The organism is Rossellomorea orangium (assembly GCF_019334305.1).
GTDB lineage: Bacteria > Bacillota > Bacilli > Bacillales > Bacillaceae_B > Rossellomorea.
In genome coordinates this window covers 152,606-175,075 of sequence record NZ_JAHWGH010000025.1, presented here as the reverse complement: position 1 = coordinate 175,075, position 22,470 = coordinate 152,606, and the positions used below count along the sequence as shown (strand labels likewise).

26 protein-coding genes and 1 pseudogene are annotated in these 22,470 nt (G+C 41.7%); 19 read left to right on the top strand and 8 right to left on the bottom strand.

Features of this window, described 5'->3' with window-relative positions; translation table 11 throughout:
- Nucleotides 1–57: 57 nt before the first annotated feature.
- Nucleotides 58–630, top strand: a complete 573-nt coding sequence (locus KYJ26_RS24270; protein WP_219170049.1) for a 3D domain-containing protein — start codon at nt 58–60, stop codon at nt 628–630.
- A gap of 68 nt (nt 631–698) precedes the next feature.
- On the opposite strand, the gene KYJ26_RS24130 is transcribed toward KYJ26_RS24270, so the two are convergent.
- On the bottom strand, nt 699–827 hold the full coding sequence (locus tag KYJ26_RS24130; protein WP_257475184.1) for a hypothetical protein: 129 nt from the start codon (nt 825–827) through the stop codon (nt 699–701).
- A gap of 583 nt (nt 828–1,410) precedes the next feature.
- Between KYJ26_RS24130 and KYJ26_RS22040 the strand changes: the two genes are divergently transcribed.
- From KYJ26_RS22040 to KYJ26_RS22025, 4 genes are all read left to right on the top strand, one after another.
- Nucleotides 1,411–2,940, top strand: a complete 1,530-nt coding sequence (locus KYJ26_RS22040) for a glycine betaine uptake BCCT transporter (protein ID WP_219170048.1) — start codon at nt 1,411–1,413, stop codon at nt 2,938–2,940.
- 229 nt (nt 2,941–3,169) lie between these two features.
- Nucleotides 3,170–3,295: a YjcZ family sporulation protein gene (locus tag KYJ26_RS22035; RefSeq protein ID WP_106298454.1), complete on the top strand. Its 126-nt coding sequence runs from the start codon at nt 3,170–3,172 to the stop codon at nt 3,293–3,295.
- 149 nt (nt 3,296–3,444) lie between these two features.
- Nucleotides 3,445–4,086 carry a lytic transglycosylase domain-containing protein gene (locus tag KYJ26_RS22030; RefSeq protein ID WP_374939788.1) on the top strand — a complete coding sequence of 214 codons (642 nt, stop codon included), beginning with the start codon at nt 3,445–3,447 and terminating at the stop codon, nt 4,084–4,086.
- A gap of 122 nt (nt 4,087–4,208) precedes the next feature.
- Nucleotides 4,209–6,434 (top strand): AAA domain-containing protein, encoded by a 2,226-nt coding sequence (locus tag KYJ26_RS22025; protein WP_219170047.1) that lies wholly within the window; start codon nt 4,209–4,211, stop codon nt 6,432–6,434.
- 44 nt (nt 6,435–6,478) lie between these two features.
- On the opposite strand, the gene selD is transcribed toward KYJ26_RS22025, so the two are convergent.
- The gene (gene selD, locus KYJ26_RS22020) at nt 6,479–7,531 is read right to left on the bottom strand and encodes a selenide, water dikinase SelD (RefSeq protein ID WP_219170046.1); all 1,053 of its coding nucleotides are present in this window, start codon (nt 7,529–7,531) and stop codon (nt 6,479–6,481) included.
- 219 nt (nt 7,532–7,750) lie between these two features.
- Here selD and KYJ26_RS24415 point away from each other — a divergent pair.
- Nucleotides 7,751–7,936 (top strand): annotated as a pseudogene (locus KYJ26_RS24415) (Rdx family protein); the annotation flags it as partial.
- Nucleotides 7,937–7,996: 60 nt separating this feature from the next.
- On the opposite strand, the gene KYJ26_RS22010 reads toward KYJ26_RS24415, so the two are convergent.
- The gene (locus tag KYJ26_RS22010; protein WP_219170045.1) at nt 7,997–8,389 is read right to left on the bottom strand and encodes an Hsp20/alpha crystallin family protein; all 393 of its coding nucleotides are present in this window, start codon (nt 8,387–8,389) and stop codon (nt 7,997–7,999) included.
- A 100-nt stretch (nt 8,390–8,489) separates the two neighbouring features.
- Between KYJ26_RS22010 and selA the strand changes: the two genes are divergently transcribed.
- Nucleotides 8,490–9,902, top strand: a complete 1,413-nt coding sequence (selA, locus tag KYJ26_RS22005) for an L-seryl-tRNA(Sec) selenium transferase (RefSeq protein ID WP_219170044.1) — start codon at nt 8,490–8,492, stop codon at nt 9,900–9,902.
- A 37-nt stretch (nt 9,903–9,939) separates the two neighbouring features.
- On the opposite strand, the gene KYJ26_RS22000 is transcribed toward selA, so the two are convergent.
- A complete protein-coding gene (locus KYJ26_RS22000; RefSeq protein ID WP_219170043.1) occupies nt 9,940–10,077 on the bottom strand; it encodes a small acid-soluble spore protein P in 138 nt (45 codons plus the stop codon).
- Nucleotides 10,078–10,195: 118 nt separating this feature from the next.
- Here KYJ26_RS22000 and KYJ26_RS21995 point away from each other — a divergent pair, with 118 nt between their 5' ends.
- On the top strand, nt 10,196–10,453 hold the full coding sequence (locus tag KYJ26_RS21995) for a hypothetical protein (RefSeq protein WP_219170041.1): 258 nt from the start codon (nt 10,196–10,198) through the stop codon (nt 10,451–10,453).
- A 132-nt stretch (nt 10,454–10,585) separates the two neighbouring features.
- Here KYJ26_RS21995 and sspO read toward each other — a convergent pair whose 3' ends face one another.
- Nucleotides 10,586–10,735: a small acid-soluble spore protein O gene (sspO, locus tag KYJ26_RS21990; protein ID WP_219170040.1), complete on the bottom strand. Its 150-nt coding sequence runs from the start codon at nt 10,733–10,735 to the stop codon at nt 10,586–10,588.
- Between the two features lie 320 nt (nt 10,736–11,055).
- On the opposite strand from sspO, the gene acnA reads away from it, so the two are divergent.
- The 7 genes from acnA (at nt 11,056) to KYJ26_RS21955 (ending at nt 16,303) form a co-directional block, all read left to right on the top strand.
- Complete coding sequence (gene acnA / locus KYJ26_RS21985; protein WP_219170039.1) at nt 11,056–13,767, top strand: aconitate hydratase AcnA; 2,712 nt, start codon at nt 11,056–11,058, stop codon at nt 13,765–13,767.
- A 134-nt stretch (nt 13,768–13,901) separates the two neighbouring features.
- A complete protein-coding gene (locus KYJ26_RS21980) occupies nt 13,902–14,489 on the top strand; it encodes a peroxiredoxin family protein (RefSeq protein ID WP_219170037.1) in 588 nt (195 codons plus the stop codon).
- 135 nt (nt 14,490–14,624) lie between these two features.
- On the top strand, nt 14,625–14,771 hold the full coding sequence (locus KYJ26_RS21975; RefSeq protein ID WP_098354592.1) for an FbpB family small basic protein: 147 nt from the start codon (nt 14,625–14,627) through the stop codon (nt 14,769–14,771).
- A 104-nt stretch (nt 14,772–14,875) separates the two neighbouring features.
- Nucleotides 14,876–15,019: an acid-soluble spore protein N gene (locus KYJ26_RS21970; RefSeq protein WP_034759295.1), complete on the top strand. Its 144-nt coding sequence runs from the start codon at nt 14,876–14,878 to the stop codon at nt 15,017–15,019.
- Between the two features lie 71 nt (nt 15,020–15,090).
- Nucleotides 15,091–15,318 carry a small acid-soluble spore protein Tlp gene (tlp, locus tag KYJ26_RS21965; protein ID WP_219170035.1) on the top strand — a complete coding sequence of 76 codons (228 nt, stop codon included), beginning with the start codon at nt 15,091–15,093 and terminating at the stop codon, nt 15,316–15,318.
- 187 nt (nt 15,319–15,505) lie between these two features.
- Nucleotides 15,506–15,922, top strand: a complete 417-nt coding sequence (locus KYJ26_RS21960) for an acyl-CoA thioesterase (protein ID WP_219170034.1) — start codon at nt 15,506–15,508, stop codon at nt 15,920–15,922.
- A 75-nt stretch (nt 15,923–15,997) separates the two neighbouring features.
- Nucleotides 15,998–16,303 carry a hypothetical protein gene (locus tag KYJ26_RS21955; protein ID WP_219170033.1) on the top strand — a complete coding sequence of 102 codons (306 nt, stop codon included), beginning with the start codon at nt 15,998–16,000 and terminating at the stop codon, nt 16,301–16,303.
- A gap of 91 nt (nt 16,304–16,394) precedes the next feature.
- Here the strand turns inward: KYJ26_RS21955 and KYJ26_RS21950 are convergent, their stop codons facing one another.
- Nucleotides 16,395–16,685 carry a HesB/YadR/YfhF family protein gene (locus tag KYJ26_RS21950; RefSeq protein WP_219170032.1) on the bottom strand — a complete coding sequence of 97 codons (291 nt, stop codon included), beginning with the start codon at nt 16,683–16,685 and terminating at the stop codon, nt 16,395–16,397.
- A 130-nt stretch (nt 16,686–16,815) separates the two neighbouring features.
- Here KYJ26_RS21950 and KYJ26_RS21945 point away from each other — a divergent pair, with 130 nt between their 5' ends.
- Nucleotides 16,816–17,076, top strand: a complete 261-nt coding sequence (locus KYJ26_RS21945) for a hypothetical protein (protein WP_219170031.1) — start codon at nt 16,816–16,818, stop codon at nt 17,074–17,076.
- A gap of 81 nt (nt 17,077–17,157) precedes the next feature.
- On the opposite strand, the gene KYJ26_RS21940 is transcribed toward KYJ26_RS21945, so the two are convergent.
- Nucleotides 17,158–18,318 (bottom strand): CapA family protein, encoded by a 1,161-nt coding sequence (locus tag KYJ26_RS21940; RefSeq protein WP_219170030.1) that lies wholly within the window; start codon nt 18,316–18,318, stop codon nt 17,158–17,160.
- Between the two features lie 244 nt (nt 18,319–18,562).
- Nucleotides 18,563–19,147: a glycerol-3-phosphate 1-O-acyltransferase PlsY gene (gene plsY, locus KYJ26_RS21935; RefSeq protein ID WP_219170029.1), complete on the bottom strand. Its 585-nt coding sequence runs from the start codon at nt 19,145–19,147 to the stop codon at nt 18,563–18,565.
- Between the two features lie 188 nt (nt 19,148–19,335).
- Here plsY and KYJ26_RS21930 point away from each other — a divergent pair, with 188 nt between their 5' ends.
- The 3 genes from KYJ26_RS21930 to KYJ26_RS21920 all read left to right on the top strand — a co-directional run bounded on the left by KYJ26_RS21930 (nt 19,336) and on the right by KYJ26_RS21920 (nt 22,451).
- Nucleotides 19,336–20,634 carry a purine/pyrimidine permease gene (locus KYJ26_RS21930; protein ID WP_219170027.1) on the top strand — a complete coding sequence of 433 codons (1,299 nt, stop codon included), beginning with the start codon at nt 19,336–19,338 and terminating at the stop codon, nt 20,632–20,634.
- A gap of 180 nt (nt 20,635–20,814) precedes the next feature.
- Entirely contained in the window at nt 20,815–21,798 is a 984-nt protein-coding gene (locus KYJ26_RS21925; protein WP_219170026.1) for an ABC transporter ATP-binding protein, read from the top strand.
- Nucleotides 21,795–22,451 (top strand): ABC transporter permease, encoded by a 657-nt coding sequence (locus KYJ26_RS21920; protein ID WP_219170025.1) that lies wholly within the window; start codon nt 21,795–21,797, stop codon nt 22,449–22,451. The genes KYJ26_RS21925 and KYJ26_RS21920 overlap by 4 nt, the downstream gene beginning before the upstream one ends.
- The last annotated feature ends 19 nt before the right edge of the window (nt 22,452–22,470 follow it).

The window sequence follows — 22,470 nt, the reverse complement described above, 5'->3', positions numbered from 1 at the left end:
TGTTACTATTTCAACTGTTGGTTTCTTAACCAATCACAAAAGGAGGAATTTAACAAGATGAAAAAAGTATTATTTTCCATTTTTTCCTTCACTGTTTTTCTTTCAATCGGACTTGCATCTGCATCAGCAGAGAGCGATGAGACTGCTATCAATGATTATCATAATATAGAAGAAGGCGATATTCTTTGGGAAATCGCTAATCGATATCATGTTTCAATCGATGAGGTTGGAACCCGCAAACAATTGTTAGAAGAAGGATATTCTGCAAGTGATGAAGCAGAAGGCGTACAAGCAGTGAAAGCAGCGAAGACAACAAATAATACGGACGATAAAGTTGTCAAAGAACTAAACATCACAGCAACTGCATATACGGCCCATTGTGAAGGTTGTATCGGTATTACCAAGACAGGCGTAGATTTAATCAAGAACCCTGATGCCAGAGTCATTGCGGTCGACCCAAGCGTCATACCGTTGGGATCAAAGGTTTATATTGAAGGATATGGTTATGCACGGGCGGAAGATACAGGTGGGGCCATTAAAGGTAACCGCATCGATATCTATATGGAGAAAGAAAAAGATGCTCTTCAATATGGAGTCAGAGATGTGAAAGTGAAAATCATAAAAGAATAAGTAAAAGGGCGCCGGTACCGGCGTCCTTTCTTATTTGTATTTCATGCTTAATAGAACAGCATATAAAATTAATTCTTTTCTGGCACTTTTCCCTCTCTTGCAGATGGAGCCACGGATTTCAACTCGATTTCCTCTCCCATCTGTTTTTGAGCCAATTTTTTTGCTGTTTCATGCTGTGATAAATTTTTATTTTTCATCGATTTCCCTCCTTATTATGTCTTGTTTAGTTTCACCATCAGGCTCATCTTTAGCCTTTAAAAACGAATCCAAAATTTCCAATTCAACTTATCCGTGCTTCTGTTTAAGAGTGTTCATACGCTCTCTTATTCATTCCTTAATAGTAAAGGTATAAAAGGCCCTTTATTAAAGTAAAGTCATTCATATCAAGGATCATCTTTAAAACGTTTTTATTTCCAAATAATCATGTAAAGATAGTCTCCGTTGATCACGATAAGTCCTTAAAAAAAGAAGAGGAATGAAATCAAAAAATTGACAAAGACTAATAAAAATAATAATGGTTAACACTTGCAAAGTTAAACTTCTTTCTGATAGGGTAACAAATGTTGGTTTTATAAGAGAGTGACAAGGGAATAGGTAATAAGTAATCATTCCCTCATCCTCAGAATGCACATTTTCCCATCGGCATTAACTGAGACTCTTTCAACATGAGGGGGCACATACAGTAGGTTTACATATTGCCTGAATACACACCTCGAATCCCGCTGTACCCTTCATTAAGAAATGAGCTAAAAAACCTTAGAATATGGAAAGGAGAATTTTATGAAGAGAATATCAAATGTTTTCTGGATTACTGTAGTACTGGTTGCTGCTGCCGTAGCATACGGAGCAATTGCACCTGAATCGTTTGAAACCGTAACAGCAAATATGCAAACATTCATCACTTCAACTTTCGGTTGGTATTATCTTATTTTAGTTACAGTGATCGTCATTTTCTGTGTGTTCTTAATTTTTAGTCCCATGGGAACGATCCGATTAGGTAAGCCTGATGAAAAACCTGAGTACACAAAAGGAACATGGTTCGCCATGTTGTTTAGTGCAGGTATGGGAATTGGTTTAGTATTCTGGGGGGCAGCTGAACCGCTGTCTCACTATATGACACCTCCAATGGCAGAGGGAGGAACAGACCAGGCAATTAAAGAATCTATGCGCTATACATTCTTTCACTGGGGTATTCACGCATGGGGGATTTATGCAATTGTTGCATTAGCACTTGCATATTATAAATTCCGTAAAGATGAACCGGGATTGATCTCCGCTACACTGAAGCCTATCTTTGGAGACAAAGTGAATGGACCGCTTGGAACGATCATCGATGTCCTTGCCGTATTCGCCACAGTCGTAGGGGTTGCAACAACTTTAGGATTCGGAGCTGCACAAATTAATGGTGGGCTTTCCTACCTGCTTGATATTCCGAACAACTTTACCGTACAGGCAATCATTATCGGTGTTGTAACCGTCTTGTTCATGATTTCAGCATGGTCAGGATTAAGTAAAGGAATTAAATACTTATCCAACACGAATATGGTACTGGCCATTGCACTTCTCGTACTGGTATTCTTCATTGGACCTACGCTACTGATTTTGAATATGTTCACAGATACAATCGGGGCTTATATACAAAACATCGCCGCAATGAGTTTCCGGATTGCGCCATTAAACGAAGAGCATCGTTCATGGATCAATGGATGGACCATTTTCTACTGGGCCTGGTGGATTTCCTGGTCACCATTCGTCGGCATCTTCATCGCACGTGTTTCAAGAGGAAGAACCATTCGCGAATTCTTGATTGGGGTACTCTTGCTGCCTGCCCTTGTCAGCTTCATTTGGTTCGCTACTTTCGGTACTTCTGCAATTGAAGTACAACAAGCAGGTGCAGCTCTTTCTGACCTTAAGACGGAAGAAGTTCTGTTCGCCGTCTTTAACGGGTTTGAATGGTCAACAATCCTTTCGGTAATAGCCATCACGCTGATTGGAACATTCTTTATCACATCTGCTGACTCAGCTACATTTGTACTGGGGATGCAAACCACTTACGGTTCATTAACACCACCAAACTATGTTAAATTAACATGGGGACTAGCACAGTCTACAGTGGCATTGATCTTACTATACAGTGGTGGGTTACAGGCTTTACAGAATGCATTGATTGTCGCAGCATTACCGTTCTCCGTAATAATGGCACTCATGATGGTTTCTCTGTACAAGTCACTTAACCAGGAGAAAAAGGAATTAGGTTTATACATTAAGCCTAAACCAAGAAAAACGAAAGAACCTAAAGAACAAATGTAACTGACTGAAAGCGCCTGGAAGAAACCAGGCGCTTATTTTTTCACCTTAACGGTCATCTAGACGTTTTACTCATTTTTTTATTTTAAAAAACAACTAAAACCCTTTATTTATGGCGTTATCCATCCAGAATGCAGTATGGGCACGGGAATTGTTTGAGGATTTTAATTAACCTACATTTTGTCCACTACATACAGTAATATCGTAGTAAGATAACTGGAGGTGACTGATGATGTATGGATATGGATACCCTGGATATGGATATGGCTGCGGTGGTGGTGGCTACGCTGGTGGTTTCGCGTTAATCGTAGTTCTATTCATCCTTTTAATTATCGTTGGAGCAGCGTTTGTTTGTTAACAATAAATAGATAATGGATAGTTGCCTCCGGAAGCTGCAGGTGAAAACCGCTTCCCGGGGCATTTTCTTTACATATTGAATTGTCACAACGGCCATCTTCTATTAAAATACAAGGAGCACCCATCACCTTGTAAAGGATCGACTTCACAATGACTAAAAAAATGGCTAAAAAAAAGCGGCCGAGTAAGAAAAAACGAGCATCCCCTTTTAGGATTCTTCTTATCCCCATCGTTATTTTGGCGATGTATTATGCTGTCAATCTTGGGGACCACTCTTATCATCTTTCCTCGATAGGGAAAGATGAGATACCTTCGGAGTATATGCCCATCTACAAAGCTGCAGAGGACAAATACGGTGTACCTTGGTATCTGCTGGCTGCCCATCACAGGGTCGAAACCAAATTTTCCACCATGAAGACTCTTGTCTCACCAGCGGGAGCAGAGGGCCCTATGCAGTTTATGCCATGTACCTTTGTTGGATGGTCCCACCCAAGTTGTTCGGGGCTCGGGAAGGGTGACATCCCATCGGAACAAAAAACGGATCCTGCCATCATTGATAAATATGGTGGGTATGGTGTCGATGCAAACGGAGATGGAAAGGCGGATCCTTATCAAATAGAGGATGCCGTATTCAGTGCCGCGAACTATCTGGCACGGAACGGAGCTGCTGACGGCAAGATTGAACAAGCCGTTTTTGCGTACAATCACAGCGAACAGTATGTAGAAGATGTATTATACTATGCTGATCGTTTCGTGGAAGAGAATGATAAACAAACAGGAAAGCCGATGTAAGTCTGCATTGAAACGGAACCGTTCTTCCAAGACGGTTCTTTTTCATTGGATGACTATACACCCGCTATATTAATTGTTATGATATGATTCTTGATTTTTATCGGATAATGAAGGTGATATTAATGAAAACGAAAGACATGATTGAAGAGTGGCAAACCGCCCTGGATATGGAAATCCTTCAACTGAAAAAGAGTGAAAATAACGGAATGCCAATAGAAGAGGGCAGATGTATACGAAAAGACGAAGGAGCATATATTTATTGGTTCACCCTTCACTATCCCGCTTCCCTGCCTGAGGGAGGCAGCATCGTCTATAAGCGGAAGAACTCCTCCTATCAGGGTGTAGTCATAAGCTCAGAGGAGCGGGAGTGCATCATTGAGCTTGATCAATTCCCGGGAGATGTCTTAACCTATGGCCATATCCTACATGCTCCCTGGGACATCCTTTTGAAACTTATGGAACGATTAGATGAAGCCAAAGAACGTCATGGGAAAACACTACGGATCGAGGGTGCCTTACATCCTGACAAAGATCAAAGACATCCATCGACTAACTACAAGACTCCATTGCATGAAGCGTATGTCAGAAGCAAGTACAATCCCGTTACGTACCTATGGGGGCCACCGGGGACCGGTAAGACCTACACCCTTGCCAGAGTGGCTGCTTATCATTATTCAGAAGGTAAACGGGTTCTGATTCTCTCACACAGCAATGCGGCAGTGGATGTATTAATAGAAGAAATGCATCGTTTTTTGAACAGCCACAATCGCTGGGTGCCTGGGGATGTCATCAGGTATGGGGCAAACCGGAAAGACTACAGCAGTGAGGTGACGGATTTAAGTGTCCTTCAATTACTGGAACAACAGGATCCATCTCTTTCTGAAGAAAAAGGAAAAGTCGAGATGTATAGAAGAAGATTGAAAAATAAGTTGGCCAAATCCTATTCATCCTATGACTCTGAACGATTGTCGCAGCTTGAAGTCCATTATCAAAAAATCAAAGAAACATTTAAGAGGAGGGAAGGGGACTTGGTTTCGGACGCCAAAGTGATTGGAACGACATTATCGAAAGCTGCCATTGATCGAATCCTTTATGAAGATGAGTTCGACCTGGTGGTAGTGGATGAGGCAAGCATGGCGTATGTCCCCCAGGTCGCCTTTGCTGCAACACTCGGTAAGAAGATCGTCATTTGTGGGGATTTCAAACAACTTCCACCAATCTCTACTTCCTTTCACCCCATGGCAAGCAAATGGTTAAAGGAAGACATCTTCCATTCTGCAGGTGTGGCAGGGGCTGTCGAGAAAGGGCATAATCCACCACACCTCTTATTACTTCCGGAACAGAGACGAATGCACCCCAGTATTTCAGCATTCACCAATCAATATATTTATCGTTCAAGAGTAGGTGACCACCATTCCGTCAAAGCAATTCGTGAGTCCATTACGAATAAAAATCCCTTTGCCGCACACGGAGCGGTATTGTTCTCACTCACAGAAGGGACCGAGTGGGCAGAAGTGCATAAAGGCTCAAGATGGAATGCATTATCCAGCTTAGTCACCATTCAGTTGATCCTTCAAGGATTGAATGATGGCTTATACTCTATTGGAATTGTCACACCATACCGTGTTCAGGCACAATGGTATAATCTTTTGCTTGATGAATTGGTAAAGAAATCATTTCCTTCTGTTGAAGTATACGCCGCCACAGTGCATGGATTTCAAGGGTCTGAGAATGATATGATCCTATTTGATCTGGTGGATGGAATTTCTCATGGGAAGCCAGGAACATTGATATCCCGAAAAGGAAGCGAAAGGCTGATCAATGTCGCGGTAACTCGTGCCAGGGGGAAGTTTATCCTGGTGGGGAATGATCGATTCATTCAGGAAAAGACATCTGCTTCCAAACCTGTCCATCAACTTATATCTCACCTTCATCAGGATGGCCTTACGGAGACCAGTACGTCACTATCTCCTACTTCTACCAAAAAAATGAAGTGGTTCCCGTCCAACCATTATAAGAAGATGGAAAAAGATATTAAAGCGGCAGTTCATCAAATCATCCTGAATGTCAATGACATACACGATATACCTAAAGGAATGATGGAAGCATTATTAGAAGCTTCCTGGGATAAAAGTGTGATCATTCATTCTCAATATAGTATAAATTTACAATCTGCTTCAAAGATTTTAGTCAAACCGTCGATTACATCTATTCCCTTCATTGCAATAGATCAAAAAGTGATTTGGTTTCATACCCTCTCAGAAAAGGAAAACTCATTTCCTTTCAATATAAGAATTTTATCAAAAAAAATAACCGCTCGATTCTTTAAGATGGTGGAAGAAAAATAAAAGATGATCCCTTCCTGCAAGAAATGAGCAGGGGGGATCACCAACTATTGCACGACCGATATACTCCATTTTTGCCTTGGTAGGACTTGACCAATGATCGTTGCAGGTATGGAAAGCTTGAGTAGTTCTTCTATATATTTCTCACCCTGATATCTTGGTAAGCTTATGAGGAGACCGCCTGAAGTGATGGCATCGCAAAGGATCCATTGATCTTCCATTGAAAGATTCTCGTGGTAATGTACTTTTTCTTGAAGCCAAGAGTGGTTCGCTTTTGATCCTCCTGGAATGATTCCTTTTTCCGCTAACTCCTTGGTTCCTTCTAACATAGGGATAGAAGAATAGGTAAATTCAATTGATACTGAACTTCCTCTAGCCATTTCATATGCGTGACCTGCCAATCCGAACCCGGTCACATCGGTCACGGCATTGGGATTGAACATTTGCAGTACCTCTGCAGCCGTTTTGTTCAACATCCTCATTACATTGATGACCGAAGTCTCCTGAGCTGAAGTCACAGCCTTACGCTTGATCCCTGTCGTTAAGATTCCTACACCCAATGGTTTTGTCAGGACGAGGACATCTCCTTCTTGTGCACCCGTATTCGTCCAAAACCTTTTAGGATGAACGATCCCGGTAACACTCAGGCCAAACTTAGGCTCTTGATCGTCAATGGAATGGCCACCGACTGTCACGGCACCCGCTTCGATCACTTTGCTTTGAGCGCCTTTCAGAATAGCGGCAAGTATATCGCTTCCCAGTTTTTTGATGGGAAATCCTACAATGTTCAGGACGGTTTTCGGTGTACCGCCCATGGCATAAACGTCACTCAGAGCATTTGCGGCTGCAATTTCACCGAATTGATAAGGGTCATCCACAATCGGGGTGAAATAATCAACCGTTTGTACCATGGCAAGATCATCTGTAAGCTGAAAGATCCCACCATCATCTGATGATTCATTTCCTACAAGTAGTTCTTCCTTAATTGGTTGTGGAGGCAGCTGACGCAAAACTTGCGTCAAGTCACTGGGACTAAGTTTACAGCCTCAGCCAGCCTTTGAAGAAAGTTCTGTTAAACGGATGATCTCTTCCTTGCTCATTGACTTCACCTCTTTATGTATGAATTAAATCCATTGTACAGGATAAAAATACGTTGTAGCAAAATTGAAGCAAATTATGAAGAAGCATATGATCATTTGCACTTCTATTTTCTCTATACTAGAATGAAATGAAATACACAAATCATCTAAAGGAGGAGAATTGCTATGAACAAAGTAAGAATGACGATCGAATTCTGCATGATGTGAAACTACGCACCTAAAGCCGCGAGTTTCGCGGAACAGCTATTCAATCATTTCAGGTCCGATATTGAGGAATTAAAGTTAGTGCCGTCCTCCGGTGGCGCATTTGAAATTACTATAGGGGAAGAAAAGATCTATTCCAAGCTTGATACAGGAGTTTTCCCCGAAGTAAATCGAATCATTTCGATCATTGAAGCTTTATGATCAAAAAAAGGTCTTAGCGGCAGCTAAAGACCTTTTTCTTCTATTTAAAATAAATATTGGTTATTCATTAGACAATCCTTGTACCCGGATCACATAGGATGAGGGGGTCGAACATTCCTTCTTAGGAACATTGATCTCTATCGTATGATGCTCAATGGAATAGGTGATCGCCCGTTGCTTTAAACAAAAAGGAAAACGAATGGAGCGTTTCCTGATCTTACATTCGTCCTTAAGCATGATCGATACTAACAATTGAGTATCCTTTTTCTTAATAATCAATTCCTCTGGACATATATTTTCAGTTTCGATTTCTAATATGAACGATTCTGTCGTGTCAAGGAAGTCTACACGAAATTCCTGTTCATCCAGTTGAACAGTAGCAGGATCCAACAGCCAATCCTTCATACTCTCCTCCCAGTTCTCTAAATAGAAATCGTCCTTATCCTTGCTCATTTACACCTGACCCCCAACTACGTCTTTTACATATTGTATTCGTTCTAATTTAATTGGTGAGGGTGTTATAATGGGAGCAAAGAGTGAAGGGGGAACAATCATGAATCAACTTGCCAGATCCATACCATCCATTAACGAAATGCAAAAATCCATACACTTTCATACATACCTTCATAATCATAATCTAACGAGAGAAAGAGGGACGGACCTCCTGAGAAAGGTGATTTCTTCCTGCAGGACTTCCATTTTGAATGAAGAATGGGTTGGCCCCCATCCATCCTCTAACCAATTTATTGATGAGGTCTTCAGCCGATTAGAAACATTGACACACACATCTTATTCCCTCTCTCTTAGAAGGGTCATCAACGCTACGGGAACCATTTTACATACAAACTTAGGTCGTGCACGTTTAGGCCAGGAGACGATGAACCATGTCCTGGCCACCGGTCATAACTACAGCAACCTGGAGTTTAACATTGATGAAGGGAAGAGGGGATCCCGGCATTCCCATGCAGAGAAGTTCATCTGTGAGTTGACAGGCGCAGAAGCAGCCATGGTTGTTAACAATAACGCCGCAGCTGTTTTCCTTATTCTCTCAGCACTTGCCAAACAGAAAGAAGTTATCGTCTCTCGCGGCGAGCTGGTTGAAATCGGCGGATCATTTCGAATTTCATCCATTATGAAGGAAAGCGGGGCCCGACTTCTTGAGATTGGTACAACGAATAAAACCCACTTAATGGATTATGAAGAAGCGGTGAATGAAGAGACAAGGATGATCATGAAAGTGCATCAAAGTAATTTCATCATTAAAGGATTCACTTCCTCCGTATCCTCAAATGAACTGGTGGAAGTATCCAAGAAGCACCCCAACGTCATTTATTACGAAGACTTAGGGAGTGGTGCACTATATGACTTCACCCGCATGGGGATTGGAAATGAGCCGCTTGTGAAGAACGTCCTGGACAAAGGGGTGGACATCGTATCATTCAGCGGGGACAAATTATTGGGGGGGCCGCAAGCAGGAATCATCGCCGGGAAAAAGAAGTGGATTGATCAGTTAAAGAAACATCAGCTTGCCCGTGTACTCCGGGTTGACAAAATGACACTCGCTGCATTAGAAATAACGCTCTTACACTATATCAGGGGTGAGGAACGAGAAAAAAATCCAACCATTGAAACCATTACCCGTACCAAAGACGACATCCTGCACCAATCAAGACAATTCGCGGATCATGTCTCATCCCTCGAGAGCGGTTTCACATCAGACATTTTCGTTGGCCAGAGTCAGATTGGAGGCGGGACGATGCCAGAGGTTGGATTAGACACGTACGTTGTATCCTTAAGGCATCCTGTTCTTTCATCACACGTGATTCATGAAAAATTACGGACAGGTAGTCCATCCGTTCTTACAAGAATTCAAGACGATTCAATCCTTTTCGATCTACGAACCGTTTCTGAGCAAGAACAAATGGAGATCATCCAAGTGCTGAGAGTTATTCACGAATCAAACTAAAAGGGAGTGCAGACAACCGCACTCCCTGGTTCATTCATTACATATCGTGGTGACTGTTGTTTTTTTGCCTCGTGTGATTTCGATTCTTCACTTTATGTGATCCGCTCAAAGGCTCCGGCTGGCCTGATTGTTTCGGAGCATTTTTGCGCATATCCTTACTATCATTTTTGTTCATATTCCATCCCTCCTATCCTTTAGGATGCTAAGTTAGCGAACAGTTTATTCACACGTATGGCATCCATCATTATTGGCTATACTAAAAAAGCTAATTTCTGATTAAGGAGAGATCGACCATGCCTTACCATAAAAATAAACAACAGGCGTTTCAAGCCGCTGAACAAAGTGTGACAGAAGTACAAAATACCATCAATGAACTTGTATTGGATGGAGCAAGCTATGGTTCTCAACTCGCTCATCTGAAAAATGAGGTCAATGAGGCATACCAACAAATTGAAAATGCCCTGGAAGTGGCATCGGATACGCAACGGGCACAACTTCAACAATTCAAATCCGATCTTTCTTCCATCGTCAATGAAGTGAACGAACAATAGGAACAAAATGATACCCGGCTTAAATAAAACCCACTCTGCTGATTAATCACCAGAGTGGGTTTTATTTGTTTATAAACAGGGTAGGGGAGAATAGATGCTGCAGGATATGCACCCATCCCCGCCTTTTTCATGTTATTGATTGGTTTTACGCTTTTTATTAAACTGACGTTGGGCTGCCGTCAACGGTTCATTTGAAATCTCTTCATTATATCCAGCACCCTGACCCTGTGCTTTAGCTGCATTCATACCATTTATAACATGGTTTGCTTTACGTTTGGCCAATGTAGAACACCTCCATAATGGTAGAATGCCACCTTCAATCACTTCCTATGATAGGAAAGTGCTAACAGATTTATTTTTTCGAAATAATGATTTTAGGGATCTGACACGATTTGACAAGGAGAGAAATGTTGTTATATCAATATTTCTTCTGAAACCTAAAGGAGTTTAATCATTTAGATAAGTAAAACTTATCAAAAACAATAACTTTATTGTTATTTACTTATGTAATCGCTTGTATTAAGATGTAAATGTGAGAAAAGTTCGTTTAGAACGAAAACTTTTCGACTTATTGTGTGATGTAGTTTAGAGGGGGAATCGAAATGGCAAAGAACGATGTATTTAATGCACGATCTTCTTTCGAACTAGAAGGAAAACGTTACCATTACTATCGTTTAAAAGCGCTTGAAGAAGCAGGAGTAACAAAAATTAACCGCTTACCTTACAGTGTAAAGGTACTGCTGGAGTCTGTACTACGTCAATTCGACGGACGTGTCATCAACAAAGAACATGTTGAAAACTTAGCGAACTGGGGATCCACCGAAGTGAAGGATGCAGAAGTTCCATTCAAACCTTCACGGGTTATTCTTCAGGATTTCACTGGAGTCCCTGCGGTAGTTGACTTAGCGTCTCTACGCAAAGCAATGGCAGATATCGGTGGAGATCCTCAAAAAATCAATCCTGAAATCCCGGTTGATCTTGTCATCGATCACTCTGTACAGGTAGATAAATACGGGACTGCAAATGCATTGCAAGCCAATATGGACCTTGAGTTTGAACGTAACGCTGAGCGTTATCAATTCCTTAGCTGGGCACAAAAGGCATTCGAAAACTATCGTGCCGTTCCACCTGCAACAGGGATCGTTCACCAAGTAAACTTAGAGTACTTAGCTAATGTCGTTCACGCTGTTGAAACAACAGAAGGCGACTTTGAAGCTTATCCGGATACACTGGTTGGTACTGATTCTCATACTACGATGATCAATGGTATTGGTGTACTTGGATGGGGTGTAGGTGGTATCGAAGCAGAAGCAGGAATGCTTGGTCAGCCTTCTTACTTCCCGATTCCTGAAGTGATCGGGGTTAAACTGACTGGTGAGCTTCCTAATGGAGCGACCGCGACTGACTTAGCCCTTAAAGTAACACAAGTATTACGACAAAAAGGTGTTGTAGGGAAATTTGTTGAGTACTTCGGTACTGGTGTTGCAACATTACCACTTGCCGACCGTGCAACGATTGCCAACATGGCACCGGAATACGGTGCAACTTGTGGTTTCTTCCCTGTTGATTCAGAGTCACTTGATTATCTGCGACTTACTGGACGCGAAGAAACTCATATCAACATGGTTGAAGAATACTTAAAGAAAAACGACATGTTCTTCACACCTGAAAAAGAAGAGCCAACATACACTGACGTAGTGGAAATTGACCTTTCAGCAGTGGAACCAAATCTTTCAGGACCTAAACGTCCACAAGATTTAATCCCACTTTCTGATATGAAAGAAGCTTTCCATAAATCGATTACGGCTAAAGAAGGCGTTCAAGGTTTCGGTCTGGATGCTTCTGAAATTAACAAAACTGCCAAGTACACGACAGAAGATGGAAAAGATGTTGTGATGCCAACAGGTGCGATCGGAATCGCTGCCATTACTTCATGTACCAACACATCTAACCCATACGTTATGTTAGGTGCCGGCTTAGTTGCGAAAAAAGCAGTGGAACTTGGAATGAATGTTCCAGATTACGTTAAAACATCCCTTGCTCCAGGTTCTAAAGTTGTAACTGGTTACTTAAGAGATTCAGGTTTACTGTCTTATCTTGAAGATATCGGATTTAACTTGGTAGGGTACGGCTGTACGACGTGTATCGGTAACTCTGGTCCACTTCGTCCAGAAATCGAGAAGGCTGTATCAGATTCTGACTTACTATTGACATCTGTCCTTTCAGGTAACCGTAACTTTGAAGGACGTATCCATCCACTAGTGAAAGCAAATTACCTTGCTTCACCACCGCTTGTTGTTGCATATGCATTAGCAGGTACTGTGGACATCGATCTTCAAAAAGATTCTTTAGGTAAAGATAAAGATGGTAATGACGTATTCTTCAAAGATATCTGGCCATCACAAGATGAAGTGAAGGATGCTGTTAAATCAACCGTTACACCTGAATTGTTCCGTAAAGAGTATGAGCATGTCTTCTCTGAAAACGAGCGCTGGAATGAAATTAAAACAAGTAACGAACCACTTTACAGCTTTGATGAAACATCAACTTACATCCAAAATCCAACGTTCTTTACAGGACTTGCGACTACACCTGAGGACATCCAAGGGTTAAGCGGTCTTCGCGTTGTTGGTAAATTTGGAGATTCCGTCACTACCGATCATATTTCACCAGCAGGTGCCATCGGTAAGGATACACCAGCAGGGAAATATTTACGCGCGAATAATGTAGAGCCTCGTGACTTTAACTCTTACGGTTCTCGTCGTGGTAACCATGAAGTGATGATGCGTGGTACGTTTGCCAACATCCGTATCCGTAACCAAATTGCTCCTGGTACAGAAGGTGGCTTCACTACTTATTGGCCTGAAAATGAAGTAATGCCAATGTATGATGCGTGCATGAAGTATCAACAAGATGGTACTGGATTAGTTGTTCTTGCAGGTAAAGATTACGGTATGGGATCTTCTCGTGACTGGGCAGCGAAAGGTACGAATCTTCTTGGTATCAAGACTGTCATCGCTGAAAGCTATGAGCGTATTCACCGTTCGAACCTTGTGATGATGGGTGTTCTTCCACTTCAATTCAAGAAGGGTGACAGCGCAGAATCATTAGGATTGACAGGTAGGGAAACAATTTCTGTCAATGTGACCAACGATGTAAAACCTCGTGATATCTTAACGGTTACAGCTGTAGCTGAGGATGGATCGAAAACAGAATTCGACGTACTGGCTCGTTTTGATTCTGACGTAGAAGTAGACTACTACCGTCATGGTGGGATTCTGCAAATGGTTCTACGTAACAAATTACAAGCATAATGATGCTTTAAGTCCCGGGATTCCCCGGGGCTTTTTTTAATACCCCACAAAATCCTCGAAAATAATTCATACTAAAGGGAGACAAGCTTACATAAGATGATAGTAAAATCATTCCCCTGAAAGGAGAGACACCCTTGAAATCCATTTTCGGCATTTTGCTTGTCGCTTTAATGGTCTTCTCTTTCTATATTGAGAACAAGTCAGACCCAAGTTTATTTTCCGAAGACACGTTTCAACAAGTCGAAGAATACGATCAATTAATCGATATAGAAGAAGGAGAGGCTGCTGAAACCACTCCTGTCGAGAATTATCCCGGCCCGAATGTCGGAGATAAGGCAGTTGATTTTAAGCTGGATACTTTGAATGGAGGATCCAAGACATTATCTGAATTAAAAGGAAAGAAAGTGATTCTGAACTTTTGGGCTACATGGTGTCCACCATGCAAAGAAGAAATGCCTGTCTTACAGGAATTTTATAATAAACATGGTGAAAACGTAGAGATCCTGGCCATTAACATCGACCCTCAATACAACGTGAAAGAATACCAAGAAACAATGGGTCTGACCTTCCCCATCCTTATGGATACGGATGACAAAATTAATAATGCCTATGACATCCTGACCGTACCTACCACCTTCATCATCAACGAACAAGGCATTATCACCCACAAACAAATCGGTGCCATCACCAGTATCGACTCCCTTACATCCATGATCAAGTGAGGGATGGACCTTTCAATCGCGAACACTTGCGCATGGGCTCGCAGCATATTCCACCTCCTATTGTGACCTTTGTTTAAAATATCTGACATTTGGATATACTACTTATACAAACACAATAGAAAGTGAGGGAATGATATGCGCAGACCAAGGAAAAAATCTTTCGCAGACCTGGTAAAAGAAAATAAGCAGCAGCTCCTACTTGACCAGGATGCCATTGATGCCATTGAAGAACGGATTGATGCAAGACTTGAAATAAAACGCCCTATAGGCAAAGCCGAGTAAGGAATTACGAGGCTTATTTTTTTTGCTTAAGAAATCATTCTGCCAATAATTACGCCTTTTCTTCCTTCTCATTTTGGTAATCATACTAGTAAGGGGGGAAGTTCATGAGTAACTCAAAGGGAAGTCCGAACCACTTTGCACCAAACCACATCGGAACACAGTCAAGATCCGCTGGCGGCAACAAAGGGAAACAGATGCAAGATAAATCAGGGAAACATGCACAGGTAATCCAAACCAAAGGTGAATGACGCTTACCTTACTAGTGGGGCCGACCTTGAAGGTCCGTCCCTCAGGGAAAATGTTTTAGGAGGAATATGAGATGGCATGGGATAAACCGAACCCGGATGATCGCAGTGATAATGTAGAGAAGCTTCAAGGGATGGTTCAGCATACGATTGAGAATATCGATCGGGCTGAGGAATCAATGGCTTGCACAGACAGTGAAGAACAACTTCAGTCCATACAGGCAAAGAATGAACGCCGTAGAGAGAGCCTTCAGGCTTTTCGCAGCGAAATAAAAGACGAAGCGAATCAAAACAATCAATAACAAATAGACTAATTCCAATAACCCGGACAAAAAAGGCTCACTCTTTATAGCCTAGCTGTCCGGGTTATTATCTTCCCCTCTAGGTAGAAAGGTTGCCAGGATCAACTCTGAGGCGAATTGATTCTATGCCTACAATAACTATGATAAAATGAGGGATGACACTGATTAGATAAAGAGGGTGGAAACAATGCAAATTTCTGAAAAAACCATTGAAGTACGATACGCAGAAACGGATCAAATGGGGGTTGTGTACCATGCCAATTATCTTGTTTGGATGGAGCTGGGTCGTACACAATTGATAGAAGACCTTGGCTTTAAATACGCCGATATTGAAAAGGAAGGGATTTTATCCCCTGTCATTGACCTGAATGTCAGCTATAAGTCACCGGTCCGCTATGGTGAAAAAGCGTTTATCAAAACATGGGTGGAAGAGTATGATGGACTTCGCATTACATATGCTTACGAGATCTATAATGGACAAAACCAGCTTGCCATTACCGGACAATCGAAACATGTGTGCGTAAAGCAGGAGAACTTTCGTCCGGTTTCAATTCGGAAAATGTTCCCGCAATGGCATGAAGCTTACGAAAAGGCAAAAAAATAGCCCCTACATAATGAGTACATTGGTAACATCTCGGGAAGACTCGACTAAAGATCCATTTTGGAAAGGAAGAGGTTCATGGCATTCGGACTAACCAAGCAGGAGCTAAGAGGATGGAAGCAACGTGTGAAGAATGGGGAGATTGCATTCTTGACCCATTACTGGCTGGATGACCGATTTCCTGGTACTCGTTCTGTAACCAAAGTGGGCTGCTGCAACATCGAAGTGTTATGCAGATGGGGAGAAATGTATGGACTGAAGAAAGAATGGATCCATCAGCGGGAAGAGGGCTTTCCCCATTTCGACCTTTTAGGTGACATTCAATATGAGGTTCTTCTTAAAGAAGGTCTTCATGAACACATCGATCGTTTCCTTAACAAGTGAGAGTTGATATACGTTAAGTACTCGTAAGTTTGTTTTATTCATCGATAAGTGCTTAGTAAAAAGGCTGGCGGATGCCAGCCTTTCATGCAGATTATTTTCTGTACTCGTATAAAGGTTCTTGAAGTTTTTCATCAAACTCGACATACAGATCATGACCATCAAAAAACCATAGATCTCTTTCTTCGATAAAAAACTCCCGGTTTTCAATTTCGACTTGTTCACCAAGATCTACCGGTTCGTCTTTGTTCACTCCTAATGAAAAACCATCGTGCAGAGGACTGGAACCTCCATATCGCACATAAAAACGAACTTGTTCACCTTCCTCAACAAGCATTTCGTCTTTAAACCACGTTAGAGCTTCTTCTGATATATGTATGTTCATTGATGAGACTCCTTTCTCTACAGGTATTTTTCCAGAGTGGTTCCCGAATTCTGGACAAAGAAAGTTTCATTTCATATTATATACATAGTAAAGGCAGAACATCTACTAATACGCATAAAGGATGAGATAGATGAAGACACAAACATTATTATATTACATAGGAGCTTTTATATTTGTGGGACTGAGTGTATTAACACTCTTGCAATTGCATGAAGCCAAGTATCAGATTGAAGCTGGTGGGTTCATAATAATTGCGGCGCTTATTTATTACGGGATGGTAACCTTATACTTTAAGGGAAGCCGTAGGACTTTTATTATGGCCAATGCCTGTTTGGCTGTTATAGCCCTTTGTGGAATATTCTTCAATTCTTTACTATTTGGCGGCCATTAAAAAAAGAGCTTCTCTTTGAGGGAAGCTCTTTTTTATATTTTCAGTCATTACTTTAAAAAGTTCACGCCACTGCTATTCTGTTCATTGCGCTAATCCATCTACCATATGTGAAACCATTTCTTCTTCGGTATAGGCGATCATTCCATTTTTCCTGGCAAAATCAAGAGGATAGATTCTGTAGTTATTATAGTGATTTTCAGACACAAAGGTAGGCTGGAATTGAATGGACGGGTAGGTGATCTTAGAACCCGCAGGATTCATCAATTTTTCTACTTGGACTGTAACCATGCCCCCGATATCTTTAAAATCGTCCTTTTGTCCGGATAGGAAATTCCCTAATGAATAAACCACGACGGCTTCCCGCCCATCACTGGTTTTATATGTTTGTATGGGCTGGAGAACATGTGGGTGATGCCCGAAAATGATATCCACTCCATTATCCGTCAACACCTTTGCCAATCGTTCCTGTTCTTCAGTAGGGAAGCGTTGATATTCATTTCCCCAATGTAAGGAAAGGACGACCAAATCCACGTTCAAATCTTTGGCTTTTGTGATTTCCTGTATCATCTTATGTTCATCGATTAAATTGACTAAATACTCTTTCCCTTTTGGAACAGGGATTCCATTTGTTCCGTATGTATAGGAAAGAAGAGCAAACTTTATTCCATTTACATTAAAGGTGCGAATCCGTTCTTGGTCTTCCCGGCTTTTAAACGCCCCCACATACGGCATCGATATTTTTTCATAGTAGTCAATAGCACTCTTAAGTCCTTTTTCCCCCTGATCCAATGAGTGGTTGTTGGCATTCGTGACAGCATCGACCCCAACCTCCTGTAAGGATTTCACAATATCTTTCGGACTGTTAAATAGCGGATAACTTGAGACGCCAAGTTCCACACCACCCGGAGTCGATTCCTGATTGGCGATCAGGAAATCAGGAGTTTCCAACATGTTCTTTATCGGAGAGAACATAGGGGTGAAATTGTATCCGTTCTCACTTTTTGCATCATTGTAAACGGTGTCATGCAGGAGGATGTCACCTATTGCTGCTAGGGAAGCACTTGCTTTCATAGATTTTCCCGATGCTTGTACTTCTCTCGTTGTATGGAGAAGGGAGGTTATCTTTTTTTCACCTTTAGCAGGGCTGGTCCAATCTGCTAATTGTTTTTCTAGTAGCAATCCAATAATGAAGAGTAAAGGAATACAAAGGGACACTCCCAATATTACACGCTTTTTATTCATATTCATCATCCTTTATTAGTACACTAATTTCATTTTACAAAAAAAATAAGGAGAATGGGGGTATATTTAATAGAATTTTGAAGAATATTCTCATATTATCGTGGCTAAAGGTAATTATCATCATCTTTCTCAAAGAAATCATAGGCTATACTTTCTTTTGTTGGATCCTTTCAATAAAAAAAAACGACAGGAGTATCAAGTAACCCTTTGAAAAAGGTTGCTTGGTGCTCCTGTCGCTTGCAATCTAAAGCCATTTAATTTTTGGTTCGGTTTTATTTTTAATCCGAGTTATATTTGCTCTATGTCTATAAATGACGAAAATGGTCAGTATGCCCACTACAATGATGAGAGGAAGATCTCCGGTGAAGATGGAATACGTAAAGGCAAGTACCGCTGCAATCATAGAAGAGAGGGATACATACTTCGTTGCGTATAAGCAAATAAAAAAGACTGCTAGCAAGATTAAGAATAAAATGTAATTATATCCTAGAAGGACACCAGCAGAGGTTGCTACGGCTTTTCCTCCCCTGAAGTTTGCAAAAACGGGATACATATGTCCGATTACGGCAAATACCCCTGCGAGTAACATATGAACATCACTTGCCAACATCAGCGGTAATAGAGTGGCAACCGTTCCTTTTAAGATATCCATGGTGGTCACGATCATCCCGGCTTTCACACCCAGGGTTCTGAATGTGTTCGTCCCACCCAGGTTTCCGCTTCCATGTTCACGGATGTCCTTTCCATAAAACGTTTTTCCGATCAGCAATCCAGATGGAATGGATCCTAATAAATATGACAGTACAAGTATAAGGGCAAAAATCATCATCACTGCTCCTTTAAAAATAACTAATCCGTTCTTATTTTAACATGTTTTCCAATGGATGGGGAGAAAATAAATGAAATAATTAGTACCTGTTCATAAAAGTAGATAATATTTTCATTCCTCTCCATACATCCGAAGGAATTATGTTAAAATAGATACACTTTACATAGTTGAAATGAAGGTGTACACACATGCAAATAGTTTTATCCGCGTTCCAATGGGTGGCGTTCATGGTGGCTGGATCGATCGCCGCCCCGATTGCGATTGCTGACTTATTCCAATTGTCTCCTGCAGACACAGCCGGTTTCATACAAAGAACAATCTTCGTATTGGGGGCCGCCAGCCTCATTCAGGCTTTGGTGGGTCATAAACTCCCCATTAACGAGGGTCCTGCAGGATTGTGGTGGGGTGTTTTTGCCATTTATGCAGGTTTTGCGGGGACATTATATAGCAGTCATGAAGAGGTCCTGACGGTTCTACAGGGAGGAATGATTGTCAGTGGAGTCATTTTCTTTATTCTATCTGCCACTGGATTGCTTAAGAAGTTATCGTCCCTATTTACACCAACCATCACGTTTATTTATTTGATGCTGCTGATATTACAATTAAGCGGATCCTTTATTAAAGGGATGTTCGGGATCCAGCATGAAGGTCAATCCATGGAGCCATTGGTTTTACTGGGGAGTGTTCTGACCATTCTTGTTGCATTATATTTTTCCAGCAGCAAGCGAAAGTGGATTCAGCAATATTCCATCATCCTCGCTCTGGCAGCAGGATGGATCATTTTTATTCTGATGGGATTAGGGGAGACTGCTACTGTTTCAGACAGCTGGTTTTCATTCCCAGAGGTGTTTGTCTTTGGAAAACCCGTATTTGATACAGGGGTCATTGTTACGTCTATCTTTATCACATTTCTGTTGACGACCAATATGATCGCTTCCATCCGGGTGATGGAAGAGGTGATGAGAGTCAATGGAAGACCAACATATGAACGATATTCGAGGAGTGGCTTTGCATCCGGGATCAATCAGCTATTCGGTGGAATATTCTCAGCCATCGGATCTGTCCCCATATCCGGATCTGCAGGGTTTGTAGCTGCAACGGGTATGTATTCAATTCTTCCGTTTATTCTTGGGAGCGGGATCATTATGATCATCAGCTTGATTCCCAAAATCATGAATCTATTTGCAAGTCTCCCTGCGCCGGTTGGCTATGCCGTTACAACGGTCATTTTCATCAAAATGGTAGGGCTAGCACTTGGTGAATATCGAAAAGAAGAAAATGTGGAGAGAATTCATTTTGTGGCCGGAATCTCCCTTATTGTAGGAGTAGGGGCAATGTTTGTTCCCCCCAGCGCTTTTAAGGAAATGCCGGTAGTCGTTGCTTCCATATTGAATAATGGTTTGATATTGGGTACCATTACGGCGATCATAGTCGAACAATATTTACTAAAGAAACAATCAAATCATTCTATAACCAGTAAACATTAGTTTACTGGTTTTGTTGTTTGTTGAAACCTCATTTATTAGGTGGGTAGTATGCACATCCCAACTTCATCACAAACTATAAGGGTAAAGGCATTTTCTTGGACAACATGTTTACCTTTTGTATAATGAGGGTAACCCTTCTATGTTTAGAAAAATTTCTCAGTTCATAAAGCAGGTGGAATAATGATTGAATTTAAAAATGTCACGAAAATCTATGAAGATGGTACGGAAGCAATAAAGGGGATCAACTTGACGATACCAAAAGGAAAGCTTGTTGCTCTGATTGGTCCGAGCGGATGCGGAAAAACGACTACGATGAAAATGATCAATAAGCTTATCTCGCCTTCAGGCGGTACCATCCTCATTAACGGGAAAGATATCTCCGAAACGGATGAAGTGGAGCTCAGACGAAACATCGGCTATGTCATACAGCGTATTGGACTGCTTCCCCATATGACGATTGAAGAAAACATCAGCCTTATCCCCCGGTTGAAAGGATGGAAAAAGGAAAAATACGAAGGTCGTGTAGATGAGCTTCTTAATCTGGTAGGCCTTGAACCGGACATCTATAGGAAACGGTATCCTCTGGAATTAAGCGGTGGACAGCAGCAGCGTGTCGGAGTGATCCGGGCACTTGCAGCGGAGCCCCCGATCATTCTGATGGATGAACCTTTCAGTGCCCTGGATCCAATCAGTCGCGAACAGCTCCAGGATGAATTGAAAAGCATTCAAAATACAATACATAAAACGATTGTCTTTGTCACACATGATATTGATGAAGCATTAAAGATAGCTGATGAAATCGCCATTATGAGAGATGGAAAAATCGAGCAGATGGCTTCTCCTGATGAGCTTCTGTCAGAACCTGCCAATGAATTCGTCCGTGCTTTCATCGGTGAAGATCGACTGAAAGTTCATTCAGGGCATAAGCAGGTGTTGGAGATCATGAAGGACGATAGGGATGCGTTTCACATTCAGCTGGAAGAACCTGAATACTCATTGATACCATATGATGCAACCATCCAGGAAGCGGCAAGAATGCTGCTGTCAACCGGTAAACCTTATCTTATGGTGACGAGAAGCGATAAAAAAATCGGAATCATCACATCCAGTGACATTCTTCGTACTGTCGCCTCATCTGATAATAAGGAGGCAGGTTCAGTATGAATACATTCTCCATCCTTTTCATCCATACCATATCAAACCGCTCTGATGAAATCTTAACAGGATTACTGGAACATCTTTACTTATCTTTTGTTTCGATTTTCATAGCAATTGCCATATCTCTGCCACTGGGTATATACATATCCCGCAAAAAACAGTCGGCGGAATTTTTTATCGGAATCACTGCCGTATTTCAAACGATACCAAGTCTCGCTTTATTCGGTTTTCTTATTCCACTTTTAGGTACAGGAAGTATAACAGCCATAATCGCTCTCACGGTATATGCCCTTTTACCGATTCTCAGAAATACGTATACAGGCATTATCGGGGTCGATGAGGGAGTCATAGAGGCTGGAAGAGGAATGGGAATGACTAATTCCCAGCTATTATTTAAAGTAGAGCTTCCACTCGCCCTCCCATTTATTATGGCAGGTATCCGAACCGCTACTGTCTTAACAGTTGGAGTCGCCACGCTTGCAACGTTTGTAGGCGCTGGTGGACTTGGTGACCTCATTTACCGGGGACTTTCTACTTGGAATAATGCACTTGTACTAGCGGGGGCGATTCCCGCTGCCCTACTCGCATTAAGTTTCGACTTTTTATTAAAGCTGCTTGAAAGATTGACCACACCTAAAGGGTTAAAGGCACGAAAATAGACCATAATTCAAAGGAGAG

Coding starts and splice junctions, on each gene's coding strand:
- KYJ26_RS24270 (WP_219170049.1), top strand. CDS start 58: ATGAAAAAAGTATTATTTTCCATTTTTTCCTTCACTGTTTTTCTTTCA.
- tlp (WP_219170035.1), top strand. CDS start 15,091: ATGGCATGGGATAAACCGAACCCGGATGATCGCAGTGATAATGTAGAG.
- KYJ26_RS22040 (WP_219170048.1), top strand. CDS start 1,411: ATGAAGAGAATATCAAATGTTTTCTGGATTACTGTAGTACTGGTTGCT.
- KYJ26_RS21945 (WP_219170031.1), top strand. CDS start 16,816: ATGAAGACACAAACATTATTATATTACATAGGAGCTTTTATATTTGTG.
- KYJ26_RS21930 (WP_219170027.1), top strand. CDS start 19,336: ATGCAAATAGTTTTATCCGCGTTCCAATGGGTGGCGTTCATGGTGGCT.
- KYJ26_RS22000 (WP_219170043.1), bottom strand. CDS start 10,077: ATGAACAAAAATGATAGTAAGGATATGCGCAAAAATGCTCCGAAACAA.
- KYJ26_RS21940 (WP_219170030.1), bottom strand. CDS start 18,318: ATGAATAAAAAGCGTGTAATATTGGGAGTGTCCCTTTGTATTCCTTTA.
- KYJ26_RS22025 (WP_219170047.1), top strand. CDS start 4,209: ATGAAAACGAAAGACATGATTGAAGAGTGGCAAACCGCCCTGGATATG.
- KYJ26_RS24130 (WP_257475184.1), bottom strand. CDS start 827: ATGAAAAATAAAAATTTATCACAGCATGAAACAGCAAAAAAATTGGCT.
- selA (WP_219170044.1), top strand. CDS start 8,490: ATGAATCAACTTGCCAGATCCATACCATCCATTAACGAAATGCAAAAA.
- KYJ26_RS21970 (WP_034759295.1), top strand. CDS start 14,876: ATGAGTAACTCAAAGGGAAGTCCGAACCACTTTGCACCAAACCACATC.
- acnA (WP_219170039.1), top strand. CDS start 11,056: ATGGCAAAGAACGATGTATTTAATGCACGATCTTCTTTCGAACTAGAA.
- KYJ26_RS21975 (WP_098354592.1), top strand. CDS start 14,625: ATGCGCAGACCAAGGAAAAAATCTTTCGCAGACCTGGTAAAAGAAAAT.
- KYJ26_RS22010 (WP_219170045.1), bottom strand. CDS start 8,389: ATGAGCAAGGATAAGGACGATTTCTATTTAGAGAACTGGGAGGAGAGT.
- KYJ26_RS21925 (WP_219170026.1), top strand. CDS start 20,815: ATGATTGAATTTAAAAATGTCACGAAAATCTATGAAGATGGTACGGAA.
- KYJ26_RS21960 (WP_219170034.1), top strand. CDS start 15,506: ATGCAAATTTCTGAAAAAACCATTGAAGTACGATACGCAGAAACGGAT.
- KYJ26_RS21995 (WP_219170041.1), top strand. CDS start 10,196: ATGCCTTACCATAAAAATAAACAACAGGCGTTTCAAGCCGCTGAACAA.
- KYJ26_RS21920 (WP_219170025.1), top strand. CDS start 21,795: ATGAATACATTCTCCATCCTTTTCATCCATACCATATCAAACCGCTCT.
- plsY (WP_219170029.1), bottom strand. CDS start 19,147: ATGATGATTTTTGCCCTTATACTTGTACTGTCATATTTATTAGGATCC.
- KYJ26_RS21955 (WP_219170033.1), top strand. CDS start 15,998: ATGGCATTCGGACTAACCAAGCAGGAGCTAAGAGGATGGAAGCAACGT.
- KYJ26_RS21950 (WP_219170032.1), bottom strand. CDS start 16,685: ATGAACATACATATATCAGAAGAAGCTCTAACGTGGTTTAAAGACGAA.
- KYJ26_RS22030 (WP_374939788.1), top strand. CDS start 3,445: ATGACTAAAAAAATGGCTAAAAAAAAGCGGCCGAGTAAGAAAAAACGA.
- KYJ26_RS22035 (WP_106298454.1), top strand. CDS start 3,170: ATGTATGGATATGGATACCCTGGATATGGATATGGCTGCGGTGGTGGT.